Origin of the sequence: Paenibacillus sp. P36, assembly GCF_045866505.1 — a bacterium.
GTDB lineage: Bacteria > Bacillota > Bacilli > Paenibacillales > NBRC-103111 > Paenibacillus_E > Paenibacillus_E chondroitinus.
In genome coordinates, this window is the sequence record NZ_AP038372.1 from 8,673,917 (window position 1) to 8,688,150 (window position 14,234).

Here is a 14,234-nt window from a genome sequence, read left to right on the forward strand (position 1 = left end):
ATATCAATTTTCCCTAAAATTTGGTCAAGTTTTCACAAAGATTCATATAGAAAAAGAAGAAAACACCCTTACAGGTGTCTTCTTCTTTGTTAACTTTGCCCCGAAGTTTACTGAGCCGCTCGCTCCGGAGTTAGCACGCTGGCGGTTGGCTCAACCTGTGCCGGCCGAGTATCCGGTACCGGTACAGGCGCTGCCGTCGGTCTTTTGACATCTCGAGATTCAGGCACTGCCGTTACCTCACTCGCTTGTCGTGATGTAGCAGGCACTTGTCTTGGACTCTCCGCTGCCTGAGCCGCGGCATTTCGTCTTGCCTCCGTGACGGATGCTACCGGTGAAGGCTTCGACTCGTCCGCCCTTGAAGCTGCTGCGTTTGATCTCGCCTCTTCCGCGGTAATCGTTGGCGGTGCAGTTGGTGTCACAGAGTCAACAGATTTTGTATCAGCTGTTGTTTCCGTCTTTTTATCCGTATCCGTTGTCTGCGTACTTGTATTTGTTGTATTTGTTGTATCTGTTGAGTTTGCAGTATTTGTTGTTTCTGTTGTCTTTTGATCAATAGTCGGAGAGCTCGGTGGAGCTGAAGCTTGCTTATCCGTATTCGTCGCATTCGTCAATGAACATCCGCTAATGATCAAAACAGCAGCTAAGCCAACGAACGACCAGCGGTACGAATTAAATTGAAACTGTTTAATCATGATAATTCTCCTTTTTAACTGTGACTTGCTGCCTGATAAATTAACATTGCCAGGTACACTTACAGGACGTATATAGCTCTCTAATAATTGAATGAGCGTATATCCGTAACTGTCTCTTCCCGCTGGTTCAAGATAAGAAAGTGCTAACGCGTCGCTTGCAATCTCCTGATCTTCACGCATGCGTTGATTCGCGTACCAAAGTACAGGATTAAACCAGTGAATAATCAATAAAAATTGCATAATCCAATTGATTCCAATATCATTCCGTTTGCAGTGGGCCAGCTCATGCAGAAAGATATGCCGCAGTTGTTCCTGGCTCAAGCTGTTAATCACACTCTGCGGTATAACTAACCGTGGTTTCCAGAATCCAAAAAGCGTGGGCATCGTCAATTGGTCCGATACGACTAGAGTGATTGGTTTATGTACCGACATTAGCTTTTGACATTGGGAGAATAACTGCAGGATGCCGGTGTCTGTCATCGGAGTCGTTTCTTTTGTTATTTTCTGCGCAAATCTACGGTTAATCACTAACGTGTATATGCCAAATACGGCAATACCAAGCAACCATACATACATGGAGTACCTGTACAAAATAGTACCTACGGAGTCCACAGCAGCCAATCTCTCTTGTGCTCCTATCTGAACTACGGAGTCGATTTCGTGAATGCCGCCAGAGTAAGATAGCCAATTGTAGATGCTTAAATCGCTTTCCAGATCCCAGGGTAGGAGCAGCCGCACCATGACCAACAACCACATGAGATAGTGCCATCTAGGTTTTATCCGTTTATGCAGAATACGTTGGGTTAGTAGGATCAACACGGCCGTAATGGCTGCCATTACCGATACCGACAAAATCCACTCAAAAATACCTTTGAGAAGTTCATTGGTTTGGTTCACTTTCACCCTTTCCTTCCTGAAGCCGCGCCGCCTGTTCTGGCATCGCTGTTTATTTGGATTTATTTTCGAGAAGTTGTTTTAACTCTTTAATATCTTCCTCCGACAGCTGCTCCTCCTTCAAAAAGTTAACCAGCATCGGCTTAAAGGCGCCGCCATACATTCTTTTCAGAAAAGATTGCGTCTCTGACTTCACACATTCACCCTCAGAAACTAAAGGGAAATAGGCATACACTCTGTTTTCTTGCGTAAATGACAACGCCTGCTTCTGCGTTAATCGGTTTAACAGGGTTCGAATCGTTTTCGGCTTCCAATCCGTCTGATCCTGCATAGCTTCAATCACTTCATTCGCCGTGCGTGGGGACTGGTTCCAGAGCACCTTCATTACTTCCCATTCAGCATCCGTAATATGTGGGACAGTTTTCACATTAGCTACCTCCTTTCCACTTGGATTACAAATGTAATACACACTCAGTATTACATTTGTAATCCATACTTGTCAAGTTCAACGACTAGGTCATGATATAGCAAAAAACCACCCTGCAGAAGGATGGTTTTCTTCTTTAATCGTTCAATCCCTTGCCTTCGAGAATTTTCGGCACATTTTTCTCCACCCGCGATTCTCGCGTTTTGGATTGTTTCGGCTCAGAAAAGTGAAGCAGATAATTTCGTTGCCGTCCAGGTGTTAAGGCTTCAAAAGCCGTTTTCAAGGCAGGGTTCTCATCCAGCTTCATTTGAAACTCTTCGGCAACGGTGAATTCTGTATGCTTTTTAAAACTGACTTCCAAACCGGCATTTTCAACTTCAATCGCTTCGTTAATGTAAGCTTTCAAAATCGGCTCCATAGCAAGGATTTCCCGAACATGCGTGAACCGAATCTGGCGCCCCGCCTGAACATTCTCCGTTTGTTGAATCAGGATACCCTGAGCATCCTTCAGCAAAACTCCTTTATGAAACAGAAGCGCACAATAGTCTTTAAACCCGTGTATGAGAACGACGTTTTTATCCTGAATCGTGTAGCAAGGATGCATCCACTTGTATTCCTCGGTTAGCTGGCAGTCAAGAACGATTCGCCTCAACTCTATGTATTCTTCCTTCCAGGTTTTGGCCTTACTGATAAATTCGTCAACCTTAGGATTGGTTTTTGTCATGAAAGATCACCTCATCAAGCTTCAGTTATATGCATATTCTCCTTTGATGACGAAAAACGAACCCCGAATCGTTCCAGCTAATTTAGACTTCTGCCTAGCGAACTTGAACTTCGGTTCTAGCTCCTTAGGTATCTCCATCCCCTCAGAAAGCTTAAAACCAACCGCCCGCTTCTTAGGGTCATCCACCGTATACATGACATTGATCGACAGGCCATCTTCGTAAAAAACATAGGTAAACTGAATATTCTCCACTTGAAAATGTGAGGTTTCCAAAGGTTTGGCGGCAAACTCAATGTCACGTTCTTTTAAAACTTTGTTCACATAATCAAGGTTTTCCTGACTTTCACTGGCGGGTATAACCTCGAATTCATGCTTGTATTTGTTCATGAAATAACGGGCTTCATTCGCGCGTAAACCGGCAAGCGCCTCTGCTACTGGTGAAGTTTCCAAACCTACTGTAGATACATTTTTAAAATCAACGATATACGACATTTCCATCCCTCGTTTTCTCTCATTATTTGATAGTACTAGGATTCCATATTTAACTAAAAGATAAACCGTCCAGCTATTCATATTATAGCAAAAAGTAGACCATCCTGAGGAAGGATGGTCTACTTTCGTGTTTTTGATTTATTTGGCATAAACCATTTTCTTATTGATCATCAGCGTAGACAGTAGCGTAATAAGCGCAATGGATCCGACCACAATAGAAAGCATCCATATTGCGTAACTAAAGCCGTAAGCAGTGGAAGCCAAACCACCGCCAAATGCGCTGGCTCCTTGGAACAGATAAGAGACGACAAAAACAGAGGATAAAAACTGCGCTTTGTTTTCGGGAGACGCGTACATGGCTGCGAGGCCAATCCCTCCGGTTACTGAGAATCCATAACCGAGTCCTCCAGTAATCGACGAAATGACAAATAGGATGAAAGAATGCATTTCCGACGCCATGACAAGAATAACCAATGTCGAGCCTATCAGAAGCGTTCCAACACGAATTGAAGGCAGTGGACTCATTCGTCCTGCAATCGTAGCCCCCACCGCAATTAGCACACTCAAAATCGATAACACCATACCGATCACAAGAATATCTTTCGTCCCAACGACATCGCGCGCAATTTGAGCCCCAAGAGATAAAAATATTCCTCCATAGGCAAAACCGATTCCTACGGCCAAAGCTGCCAGGAGATAAATGCCCCATAATCCTTTCGGTATCTTAATCCCCGCTGGTTTCCAGTTCGATTTACTGCCAGATCGAGATGTTTGATTTTTCGGCAGGAAGAGACATAGGATTATGCTGACAAATATGAGTAAGAATAAAACCCAATAACTTAAATGTAGCGGGAATGGCTCATATTTAATTAGAATTGCCCCAAGAATTAATGCAATGAACACACCAACTGCCTGAGTAATCGTGTTTATCGATCCGGGAAATTTCGTGTTCGATGTCGGATTAAACTCTACAAGCGCTGCGGCCCCCGCCCCCGAGGTCAATCCAACCCCAAAGCCCTGTAGTGCTCGGGCCACAAACAGCCAGTGCAAGTTCGGAGCTAAGGCAAAAACGACTGCGCCAAAGAGGAGGAAAATAAGTCCGATCATTAACGTCATTCGGCGTCCGATGTAATCTGAAATATTACCTACCATCACAAGCACAAAGATGATTGCAATAGGATACATAGCAAAGATACCTGTCGTCGTTGATTTCGAGAGGTGCCAATCCGTTGCATATAATGGAAACACAATGGAGGGCGCTGCACTCGACCATAAACAGAGCACGAGCACCCAGGCGACTATCCAAAATGCTGCTTTGGTTGACTTGCCTTTCATTTGTCATCCTCCAAGAAATAATAAGTTTTTGGCGAAAAAACCATATCGTGTAGTCTTCCCTTTTTCCAATCACTTATTATAAGAAGGCGACGTGTTAGTTAAGTCGAAAACCTTGCTCTAACTTGCTCCATATACCTCAAACTCATAGATTCGTGCCGCAACGTTTGTCGTTTGGGTAGGCGTCGTGACGTTCAACTTGATATATCTTGCTGATACGGAAGCGATATTATCTAACGTAATACCACTCGTATTGTTGGTTACGTTGACCACTGTGCTCCAGTTCGTACCGTCGGTGCTGACCTGAATATTGTACGCCTTCGCGTTGTAAGAGGCTGTCTCTCCTCCTTCCGATGCGTGCTTGATGACAAATTGGTTGACTTGTTTCACAGAGCCGAGATCGACCTGCAGCCAGCGGTTGCTGGATATTGAACACCACTTGCTATCATTGATAACGCTGCCGTCCACAGCTTTCGCCGCGATTTGCGAGGTGTTGCAAGCACTATCAGCTGTCGCCTGTTTATTTAATGCTAAATTGGGAGGTCCGTATACCTCAAACTCATAAATTCGTGCTGCAACATTTGTCGTTTGGGTAGGCGTCGTAACGTTTAACTTGATATATCTTGCTGATACGGAAGCGATATTATCTATCGTTACGCCTTTCGTATTATTCGTTACGTTGACCACTGTGCTCCAGTTCGTACCGTCCGTGCTGACCTGAATCGTATACGCCTTCGTGTTATAGGAGGTGGTCTCTCCACCTTCTGATGCGTGCTTGATGACGAATTGGTTGACTTGTTTCACAGAGCCGAGATCGATCTGCAGCCAACGGTTGTTGGATAATGAACACCATTTGCTATCATTAATGACACTGCCGTCCACGGCTTTTGCCGCGGTCTGTGAGGCGTTGCACGTGCTGTCAACCGTCGCGGGTTTATTTAATGCCAGATTGGGAGGTCCGTATACCTCAAACTCATAAATTCGTGCTGCAACATTTGTCGTTTGGGTAGGCGTGGTAACGTTTAACTTGATATATCTTGCTGATACGGAGGCTATATTGTCTATCGTCACGCCTTTCGTATTATTGGTTACGTTGACCACTGTGCTCCAGTTCTTACCGTCCGTGCTGACCTGGATATTGTAAGCCTTCGTGTTATAGGAGGCGGTCTCTCCGCCTTCCGATGCGTGCTTCACAACAAATTGGTTCACTTGCTTCACAGTGCCAAGATCGATCTGCAGCCAACGGTTGTTGGATAATGAACACCATTTGCTATCATTGGAGACGCTGCCGTCCACAGCTTTAGCCGCAGTCTGCGAGGGGTTGCAAGTACTGTCAACCGTCGCGGCTTTATTTAATGCCAAATTCGGAGAAATGACCGTAATCGTGTATGTAACCTTACTCGTTCCATTTAGCGAAGTTACAATGATCTTCGTGCCCGTCTCTAGCGTCGTCGCTTTCGTTATTCCATCTGCTTGGTAGATCTCGAAAGTTGCATTCGCTGCCGGCGTGATCGCAGCCTTCAACTCAGCTAACTTGATGCCACTCTCGATCGTTATCGTCTCATTCGCAGTCCCCCCGGCGCTTACCGTACCGATCGAAGAGGTTATTGTAGCAGAGCTGCACTGCGCGTTTGTGCTCAGAGCCGCCCACTTTGCATACAGCGTTAGATCTCTAGTGATTCGATCTGTCGACTTGTATGCTTGCGTCAAGGCACTGTCGTAAAACCAACCTTCAAAGCTGTAGCACTCTTTCACAGGGGTATGCTGAAACAACACTGTACCTCCGCCCGGAGATACAAATTCAGGACTAATCGTTGAGCCACCGTTCGAGTCGTAAGTCACGACCAGTTGGGAGGGGACATACCCTGGATCGCCTCCGGCAAATACAGGAGCTCCGACTGTCATTAATGAAATGATGATCACTACCACCATCAAGTAACCTCTTATCATCGTTGTAATCCTTTTCTTTCCCTGCCTACGTCCTGACCCTTCCATCATTCATGCCCCTTTCTCCTACCCTAATGAGTGCATCAGCAGCATAAAGACTACTGCACCATTCATAATGTTATTCACATAAACACAGAAGAATGCTTGGTTATCAGGGATCTAGAACGGTATGTTTAGAAGGAATTATGCGAAAACAGATGCCGCGCCAAAAGGGCTTTTCCTGTAATAGGAAGAGCCCTTTGTCACATTTTATTACGACCTAAAGCAACTTAATTAGCTCCTCTAGCTCCTCGACCAATACTTTTGCAAGTTCAAAATTCGTATCTTTTAAAGCCAATTCTATTTTCATTTCAAGTGATTTTTTATTTTGTTCATGTTCTAGATAGTCTTTATCAAAATGACTAGCATATATCATCTGTCTAAATTTCCGCATACTCATTTTTCTAATCGTCTTATCGTCAATGATTAAAACATAATCCATACCATTTACAACCGAATAGAAATCATGAGAAATCATGAGTATCGCACCTTTGTAGTCTTCAATGGCTTTCTCCAGTGCTATCTGCGTATACGTGTCTAAATGGCTTGTCGGTTCATCTAAAAGCAATACGTTTGCTTTGCTGGCAGAAACCTTAGCCAACTGAAGCATATTTTTTTCTCCACCAGATAAAGACTGTATCTTTTGATTAACGATTTCCCCTTCAAAGCCATAGTTTGAAAGATACGATCTAACCTCATCATACGTTTTAAATCCAGCATCGATGAATTCTTCTAGGATTGTATTAGAATCCTTTAGCACTTCACCTTGATTCTGAGATAAATAAGCCACTTTAACATCAGCGTTTATTTCAATTGAAGCATGCTTATTTGTAAAGATATCTCGGAGTAAAGTCGTTTTCCCGGTACCGTTTGGACCAATAATGGCTACTTTATCCGTAGATTTTATCTCAAAGTTAACATTGTCTAAAAGCAACTCATCAAAAGTAACACTATAATTATTAACTTTTACAACAACGCTGTCTTCAATTTCATTATCCATACCAAAACGAATATTCGGTTGCTTAATATCAACGAATGGCGCCTTAATTCTACGCGCTTCCAATCTTTCTTGAAACCTAACTCTAGCTTTTAATGCTCTGCCTCTAGATGCTTCTGAATTAATAGTTGCGATAACTCTAAGATTATCAATAATGTTATCGTATCTCTCAATTTCTTCTTGCTCAGCGACTGCGATCTCTTGCAACTCAATTTTTGTCTGAAGTAATGAGAACGTATACTCCATATATCGCCCATCAAACTCTTGGATCTCCATGTTTTCAAGGTGTATGATTTTATTGAAACAATGATTCAATAGATATCGGTTGTGCGTAACAACCAGCAGCATTCCTTTGTGAGAATTAATCAGATTTTTAAGCGCATTTAAGTTTTCGAAGTCTAAAAATACATCAGGTTCATCCATAATCATTAAGTCTGGACTACTAAGCATTTCCTTCATCACTTGAATAAGTTTGAATTCCCCGCCACTTAGATCGGATACCCTAAGATCCTTTAGCTTCATGAGGTTTGCTAGATTTAGTTTCTTATTGATATTACTTTCAAAATCAGCCCCACCGATTGAATCAAATGCGTCTAAAGCTAATTGATACTTTTCTAATAACGAATCCATATCATCCGGTGATGTTTCCATTTCCGCACAAATCGATGTTATTTCATCTTGTATCTTAATAAATTCTTCCCCTATATATTCAAAAACCGTTATTTCTTTCGTTTTGTCGAATTGTGGGAATTGACTTACATGCCTAATTTTGCAAGTCGGATCTATTTCTAACTTGCCCTCAAACAAATATCTTTCTGGATCCATAAGTATATCTATCAATGTACTTTTTCCACTGCCACTTGTTCCTATAAAAGCGCAATGTTGTGCCTCTTCAAGCGTAAATGAAATGTTTGTATATAGTTCTTTTTGCGGAAATGAGAAGGATAAGTTTTCAACTTTTATCATAGTGTTACCTTTCTATACAAACGTAGATTATGAGTTTACCGTTGTAAGAGTAACACTGTTTACTATCAACTACAATCCCATTCGGGGAATAGCAGCATTTACCTTACAAAACCAAATCAAAAGGCGTCCAATTGGACGCCCTTCGTCTCTCTATTTGAGCATTTGATAAACTTGCTCGACATCCTTATCCCCGCGGCCTGACAGATTGACGATAATAATTTGATCTTCGCTCATCGTCGGCGCCAACTGCTTCGCGTAGGCAACTGCATGCGCGCTCTCTAAGGCAGGAATGATTCCTTCCGTGCGCGACAGTTCCTGGAAGGCTTCCAGTACTTCCTCATTGGTGACCGTTGCATATTCAGCCCGGCCCGACACCTTCAGGTGGCTATGCTCCGGTCCAATGCCCGGATAATCCAGTCCTGCGGCGATGGAATAGGTCTTTTTCGGCTGCCCTTCCTCATCCAGCAGCACTAAACACTTAAAGCCGTGTATGATGCTCGGAACGCCTTGGGTCAAAGAAGGTGCTTGATCGGGCTCCACCCCGATTAAGCGAACGCTCGGCTCGTCGATGTAATGAGCGAACGCACCGATGGCATTACTGCCGCCGCCTGTGCAGGCCACAACCGCGTCCGGCAAACGGCCTTCTTTCTCTATAATCTGCCGCTTCGACTCTTCACTAATAATGGCCTGGAAGTGCTTGACCATCGTCGGAAACGGATGCGGACCTACGGCGGAGCCTAGCAAATAGAATGTATTTTTATAATTGCGAACCAGATCGTCCAGTGCCTCATCTACCGCATCTTTCAATCTTCCTTGTCCTTTATGTACCGGTACGACCGTTGCACCTAGTAGCTCCATACGGAACACATTAAGCGCCTGCCGACGTGTGTCCTCAGCTCCCATATAGATGACACATTCCATATTAAACATAGCGCAAGCCGTTGCCGTAGCCACACCATGTTGTCCGGCACCCGTCTCAGCGATGATCCGCTTCACTCCCATCCTCTTAGCGAGCAGGATTTGGCCAATAGCGTTGTTGATCTTATGCGCTCCGGTATGATTCAAATCCTCGCGCTTTAAGTATATTTTCGGCCCTCCCCAAGCTTTGGTCAGCCGCTCCGCATACGTCAATGGATTCTCACGTCCAACATATTCGCTCAGATAATAACGAAGCTCTTCCTTAAACTCCGGATCGTCTCTAAACTTGTAAAATTGCTCACTCAAATAACTCAACACTTCCTGTAATTCCGGCGGGACAAAGCTGCCGCCAAACTCCCCAAAGTATCCCTCTTGCTGCAATTGTTGGTCCATAAGTAAGCGCCTCCATTTTATGAGATAGGAATGGTACTCTCTCCTAATATCTTACCATAATTTTCTGGTGTCGTATTTAAAAGAAAATAGGCAAACTATGTCCTGAGGCTCGGCACGAATGCAGAGTGTACAGATAAAAATCATAGTAGCATCGATTTCATTTTGTTTATTTACATAAACTTCTTGCTTATCTAAATTGACATGCAGCTGGGGAAGATATATTATGGACTATATAAATCGTCGATTCAATAAGTCGACAATAAACGTCTAGGAGGAAATATACATGAGTAAATTACTTATCATCAATGCACACCCGGATTTTGATTCCAAAACCTCTGCAAGTCTCGATGTGTTTAACTACTTTCTGAAAGTATATAAAGAGAAGCATTCCAATGACGAGGTTATTGAACAAATTAATCTATACGACGATGGCGTACCCGCACTTGATAAAAATGTATTGAGCGCATGGTCGAAACTAGCGGAAGAGAAAGAATTAACGAGTGAAGAAAAAGAAGTAACCGATCGCATGAACACCCTATTAAAACAATTCAAAAGTGCTAATAAATACGTCATTGTATTTCCAATGCATAACTTCAGTATCCCCTCGAAACTAAAGGATTATATAGATAATGTTATGATTGCGCGGGAAACATTTAAATATATCAGTCCCCCAATGAGTAACGGAAGAGCATCTGTCGGACTTCTCAATGATGGAAGAAGCGTCGTTACCATTCAAGCCAGTGGGTCCATTTACACTAATAATGACTTCTATGCCGAGCTGGAGTTCACGAATAAATTTTTGAAGTCCATGTTTGATTTGATGGGAATTGAAGATTTTGAAGCAGTACGAATTCAAGGAACAGCCTTTTTAGACAGAAATGAAGTGCTGCAAAAGGGATATCGAGATGCTGAGGAGCAGGCTTTGAAGTTGGCGGGTAAGTAAGGAATTTTTTCTAAGTGTCAATTCGCAAGAGTCAGGTAAAAAAGAAAGACCATTCAACATTCAAGTGGATGGTCTTTTAACAGAATTTTGTTTATTGATTAATTTGACCGCCATCTACTGTGTAAATGGATTGGGACACATAAGAGGCGTCGTCGGACAGCAGGAAAAGTGCTACATTGGCTACTTCTTCCGCTTCGCCGTATCTTCCCAGAGGCACCGCAGCGCCAAATGCTTTTCTTGCTCCTTCGGCATCCTCGGGAACTGTATTTTTTTCGATATTACGCATCATTTTGGTATTAATTACACCAGGAGCCACCGCGTTCACACGGACACCGAACGGAGCCGCCTCTAAGGCAACCACTTTCGTCATTCCGATGACCGCATGTTTCGAGCTGTTATAGCCTATAAAACCAGGAGCACCGATTAGCCCTGCCCCTGATGCTGTATTCACGATACTTCCGAACCCTTGCTTCTTCATGACGGGTACCACATATTTTAGACCTAGAAACGCGCCTTTGACATTCACATTAAACACGAGCTCGAATGTTTCCGTAGGATAATCCTCAACATTTGCGGTCGTACCCTCGACTCCTGCATTGTTAAAGAAACCATCGATTTTGCCAAACTTTTCAACAGTTGCATCGACGTAAGCCTTAACCTCTTCCTCTTTAGCCACATTGGCTTGAAGAGCGATAGCACTTGAATCATCAAGGTCAAGATCAGCGATAACCTGTTGTACTGCATCCAAATTCAAGTCCACCAAGGCAAGTTTTGCTCCTTGCTCTGCAAGTTTTTTGGCTGTTGCTTTCCCGATCCCGCCTGCTGCGCCAGTAATAACGATGACTTTGCCTTCAAATCTTTTCATGAGTATTCCCTCCCGAAAGAATATAGTATATCTAGACTCGATGCCATAGACTCTATCATTGTGCTGTATATCCGCCATCTATAATCAGACTGTTACCCGTCATGAAAGAGGAATCATCACTAGCCATAAATAGTACCGCTTTTGCCATTTCTTCCGCTTGGCCGAGGCGCTTCATCGGAGTGAGGGCAGAAAGAGCCTGCTTGCTTTCTTCCGGAATAATCGGAGTATCAATGAAACCTGGACACAATGCATTAACTCGGATATTTTGTTCTGCATATTCAAGTCCGAGCGAGCGCGTTAAGTTTACCACGCCACCTTTAGCTGCATTGTAGGCTGCCGAACCAGGCGAACCCACCCATCCGTACATGGATGCCGTATTGACGATCGCACCTCCGCCGGTTTTCATCATCTCGCGGATCGCTTCTCTTGCTACTAAGAATACGCCATCCAAGTCAACGTTTACCGTGTTGCGCCACTCAGAGTATTCCAAATTATGCGTAGGATGAACCCGACCGATCCCTGCATTGTTGAATACGATGTCCACTTTTCCGAAAGCTTCTACCGTTTGTTTGAAAATATTCACTACTTCTTCTTCACTAGTAATGTTTGCTTTGATGAATAACGCTTCTGCATTCTGCGCCTTCAGTTCGGTTTCGAACGCCTTACCTTTTTCTTCATTTAAATCAATAAGAACCACTTTTGCTCCTTCTGAAACAAATAAACGCGCTGTTGCTACACCAATTCCCGATGCTCCCCCAGTAATCACGGCTACTTTGTTTTGCAGTTTGCCCATCGTTGATTCCTCCAGTACAATGTTTTAAATAGCGCTCAGTCCTCACGTATCACGTGAATAATTGTGCTATTTTGTTCACAACTTAATTGTACTCTTCTACTCTGAGTTAACCAATCATCAAGATAGACTGAAATGTCGATATAATAGACACAAATCGTATAAATGTCTTTTTTGAGAAGGAGATTTTTCGTGAATAACGAATCAATAGTGACATCTCAGCGTCGAAGCAGGACTCAAGAACATCTGAAGACTGCCCTTATCAAGCTCATCAAAGAAAAAGGTTACCATTCTATTTCAGTAAAAGACATTGTAGACGGTGCAGCTTATAATCGCAGCACCTTTTATGTCCATTACCAAGATAAGGTTGAACTAGCTGAACAACTACTTTCTTCCATGCTCCAGGGATTGGAGGATGCGGTAGGAAAACCCTACGTTCCCGGACAAAAAGTATATACAACAAAACTAAACATCCCGTCTTTCAATATCGTTACCTACATTTATGAAAACCAAGATTTTTTCGAGCTTATCCAATACGATGATACTTTACCAAGGCTTCATACGGCTTTCCCACAATCCATATTAAAGATCTATAATGAAAAATTTGTTTTCGAAACAATTAATAACATCCCCGTTAACATGGATTACTTTAAACTTTATACTGCCTATGGCTTCTACGGGCTTATTCTGAATTGGATTAAAAGCGATTTCAGGGAACCCAAAGAAGAGTTTATCCAAGAGGTAATTGATTTAACCAAAACACATATGTACTCGGTAAAGTATATAGGGAATTAGCGAGACCGAGTTTTGCTTTGCGAATCTGGTGGGTCTCACCGTTCCCCCCTTTACAGGCTATTTGGAAATTTGACTATAAAAAAACCGCCTTCAGTGAAAAGGCGGTTTTTTTAATTTCTATTACTGTGGCATAAATTCCGTGAACCCCATAGTCTTGCTTGCCGTGTTTTTCCTATGTCTATAAAGCTATGCTAATATATGATTTCGTATATTAAGTCAAATCTACCTTTGTAATATCTTCATGGGTATATCCACTCGCACCTTTAATCTGAATCTCATTCACATAACGGAAATGTTTAAAAACCCGTTCCAATCCCATTTCGCGCTTGGGGATTGGCGGTTTCTAAAAATTCAAGAACTCGCTCCAACAGCTCAATTAGCTCTATTGCTCTGCGTAGAGCACGCGATCGTCCAATGGTGTCTCAACATCCATACTTTGCTTTAAATTGTCACTTACTTTTTTTAATCCTTCCTTTAAGCTATCTATTTCTGAATCATGCAAGGAATTTAGTATCACATTTTCCAAGTCCAAGAATATTTTTTGAATGAAATGAGCTAGCTTTTTCCCCTCTTCCGTTATATATAATTCTTTTTGCCTTTCATTACCCACCGTAATTTTCCGTGTTATATATTTCTTCTTTTCCAAAATTTTTAAAATATTTGTAATTGTAGCATTCTGCTTTCCTAGATATTGAGCTAAATCTCTTTGTATAACCCCAGGATAAGTAAAAACATAATTTATTGTTCGTGCTTGTATCTCATTAAGCTCTATTTTGCTTAGCTGCTCAAGAATAAAATTTTTCTGTAAAATATTAAGAACGTGAATTTGTTCTGAAATATGATTAGATCCTTTTATCATAGATGAACTCCTTTTTTTAAGAATCATACCACAATAATTAGAAAAATAAACAGTTAAAAATACAACAATTAAATTGACAACAGTTTAAAATGGTAGTACGATTCTTTTCGAGTAGACGATTGTATTTCTCGATTTCACAATTCGTGCTTAAAGGAGCGTGC

At 42.5% G+C, this 14,234-nt stretch carries 13 protein-coding genes; 2 read left to right on the forward strand and 11 right to left on the reverse strand.

What is annotated here, in order from left to right:
* Positions 1 to 107: 107 nt before the first annotated feature.
* The 8 genes from ACKTT9_RS38075 to trpB form a co-directional block, all read right to left on the reverse strand.
* Positions 108 to 1,595 carry a M56 family metallopeptidase gene (locus tag ACKTT9_RS38075; RefSeq protein ID WP_407870028.1) on the reverse strand — a complete coding sequence of 496 codons (1,488 nt, stop codon included), beginning with the start codon at positions 1,593 to 1,595 and terminating at the stop codon, positions 108 to 110.
* A gap of 43 nt (positions 1,596 to 1,638) precedes the next feature.
* A complete protein-coding gene (gene blaI / locus ACKTT9_RS38080; protein WP_127454009.1) occupies positions 1,639 to 2,013 on the reverse strand; it encodes a penicillinase repressor BlaI in 375 nt (124 codons plus the stop codon).
* Between the two features lie 136 nt (positions 2,014 to 2,149).
* A complete protein-coding gene (locus tag ACKTT9_RS38085; RefSeq protein WP_407870029.1) occupies positions 2,150 to 2,737 on the reverse strand; it encodes a YdeI/OmpD-associated family protein in 588 nt (195 codons plus the stop codon).
* A gap of 21 nt (positions 2,738 to 2,758) precedes the next feature.
* Positions 2,759 to 3,229, reverse strand: a complete 471-nt coding sequence (locus ACKTT9_RS38090; RefSeq protein WP_407870030.1) for a phage tail protein — start codon at positions 3,227 to 3,229, stop codon at positions 2,759 to 2,761.
* Between the two features lie 138 nt (positions 3,230 to 3,367).
* Positions 3,368 to 4,564 (reverse strand): MFS transporter, encoded by a 1,197-nt coding sequence (locus ACKTT9_RS38095; RefSeq protein ID WP_407870031.1) that lies wholly within the window; start codon positions 4,562 to 4,564, stop codon positions 3,368 to 3,370.
* Positions 4,565 to 4,681: 117 nt separating this feature from the next.
* A complete protein-coding gene (locus tag ACKTT9_RS38100; RefSeq protein ID WP_407870032.1) occupies positions 4,682 to 6,493 on the reverse strand; it encodes a discoidin domain-containing protein in 1,812 nt (603 codons plus the stop codon).
* A gap of 274 nt (positions 6,494 to 6,767) precedes the next feature.
* Positions 6,768 to 8,510, reverse strand: a complete 1,743-nt coding sequence (locus tag ACKTT9_RS38105; protein ID WP_407870033.1) for an ABC-F family ATP-binding cassette domain-containing protein — start codon at positions 8,508 to 8,510, stop codon at positions 6,768 to 6,770.
* A 150-nt stretch (positions 8,511 to 8,660) separates the two neighbouring features.
* Positions 8,661 to 9,821, reverse strand: coding sequence for a tryptophan synthase subunit beta (gene trpB, locus ACKTT9_RS38110; RefSeq protein ID WP_407870034.1), 1,161 nt, complete (start codon positions 9,819 to 9,821; stop codon positions 8,661 to 8,663).
* Between the two features lie 283 nt (positions 9,822 to 10,104).
* Between trpB and ACKTT9_RS38115 the strand changes: the two genes are divergently transcribed.
* Positions 10,105 to 10,764, forward strand: a complete 660-nt coding sequence (locus ACKTT9_RS38115; RefSeq protein ID WP_407870035.1) for an FMN-dependent NADH-azoreductase — start codon at positions 10,105 to 10,107, stop codon at positions 10,762 to 10,764.
* A 91-nt stretch (positions 10,765 to 10,855) separates the two neighbouring features.
* On the opposite strand, the gene ACKTT9_RS38120 is transcribed toward ACKTT9_RS38115, so the two are convergent.
* Both ACKTT9_RS38120 and ACKTT9_RS38125 read right to left on the reverse strand, forming a co-directional pair.
* Positions 10,856 to 11,629, reverse strand: coding sequence for an SDR family NAD(P)-dependent oxidoreductase (locus ACKTT9_RS38120; protein ID WP_407870036.1), 774 nt, complete (start codon positions 11,627 to 11,629; stop codon positions 10,856 to 10,858).
* A gap of 55 nt (positions 11,630 to 11,684) precedes the next feature.
* The gene (locus ACKTT9_RS38125; RefSeq protein ID WP_407870037.1) at positions 11,685 to 12,422 is read right to left on the reverse strand and encodes an SDR family NAD(P)-dependent oxidoreductase; all 738 of its coding nucleotides are present in this window, start codon (positions 12,420 to 12,422) and stop codon (positions 11,685 to 11,687) included.
* A 189-nt stretch (positions 12,423 to 12,611) separates the two neighbouring features.
* On the opposite strand from ACKTT9_RS38125, the gene ACKTT9_RS38130 reads away from it, so the two are divergent.
* On the forward strand, positions 12,612 to 13,214 hold the full coding sequence (locus ACKTT9_RS38130; protein ID WP_407870038.1) for a TetR/AcrR family transcriptional regulator: 603 nt from the start codon (positions 12,612 to 12,614) through the stop codon (positions 13,212 to 13,214).
* 382 nt (positions 13,215 to 13,596) lie between these two features.
* Here the strand turns inward: ACKTT9_RS38130 and ACKTT9_RS38135 are convergent, their stop codons facing one another.
* Entirely contained in the window at positions 13,597 to 14,073 is a 477-nt protein-coding gene (locus tag ACKTT9_RS38135) for a MarR family winged helix-turn-helix transcriptional regulator (RefSeq protein ID WP_407870039.1), read from the reverse strand.
* Positions 14,074 to 14,234: the final 161 nt, after the last annotated feature.

Excerpts from the sequence above, each read along its gene's own strand:
- ACKTT9_RS38085 (WP_407870029.1), bottom strand. The coding sequence starts at position 2,737 with ATGACAAAAACCAATCCTAAGGTTGACGAATTTATCAGTAAGGCCAAA.
- ACKTT9_RS38090 (WP_407870030.1), bottom strand. The coding sequence starts at position 3,229 with ATGTCGTATATCGTTGATTTTAAAAATGTATCTACAGTAGGTTTGGAA.
- ACKTT9_RS38095 (WP_407870031.1), bottom strand. The coding sequence starts at position 4,564 with ATGAAAGGCAAGTCAACCAAAGCAGCATTTTGGATAGTCGCCTGGGTG.
- ACKTT9_RS38100 (WP_407870032.1), bottom strand. The coding sequence starts at position 6,493 with ATGGTGGTAGTGATCATCATTTCATTAATGACAGTCGGAGCTCCTGTA.
- ACKTT9_RS38105 (WP_407870033.1), bottom strand. The coding sequence starts at position 8,510 with ATGATAAAAGTTGAAAACTTATCCTTCTCATTTCCGCAAAAAGAACTA.
- trpB (WP_407870034.1), bottom strand. The coding sequence starts at position 9,821 with ATGGACCAACAATTGCAGCAAGAGGGATACTTTGGGGAGTTTGGCGGC.
- ACKTT9_RS38115 (WP_407870035.1), top strand. The coding sequence starts at position 10,105 with ATGAGTAAATTACTTATCATCAATGCACACCCGGATTTTGATTCCAAA.
- ACKTT9_RS38120 (WP_407870036.1), bottom strand. The coding sequence starts at position 11,629 with ATGAAAAGATTTGAAGGCAAAGTCATCGTTATTACTGGCGCAGCAGGC.
- ACKTT9_RS38125 (WP_407870037.1), bottom strand. The coding sequence starts at position 12,422 with ATGGGCAAACTGCAAAACAAAGTAGCCGTGATTACTGGGGGAGCATCG.
- ACKTT9_RS38135 (WP_407870039.1), bottom strand. The coding sequence starts at position 14,073 with ATGATAAAAGGATCTAATCATATTTCAGAACAAATTCACGTTCTTAAT.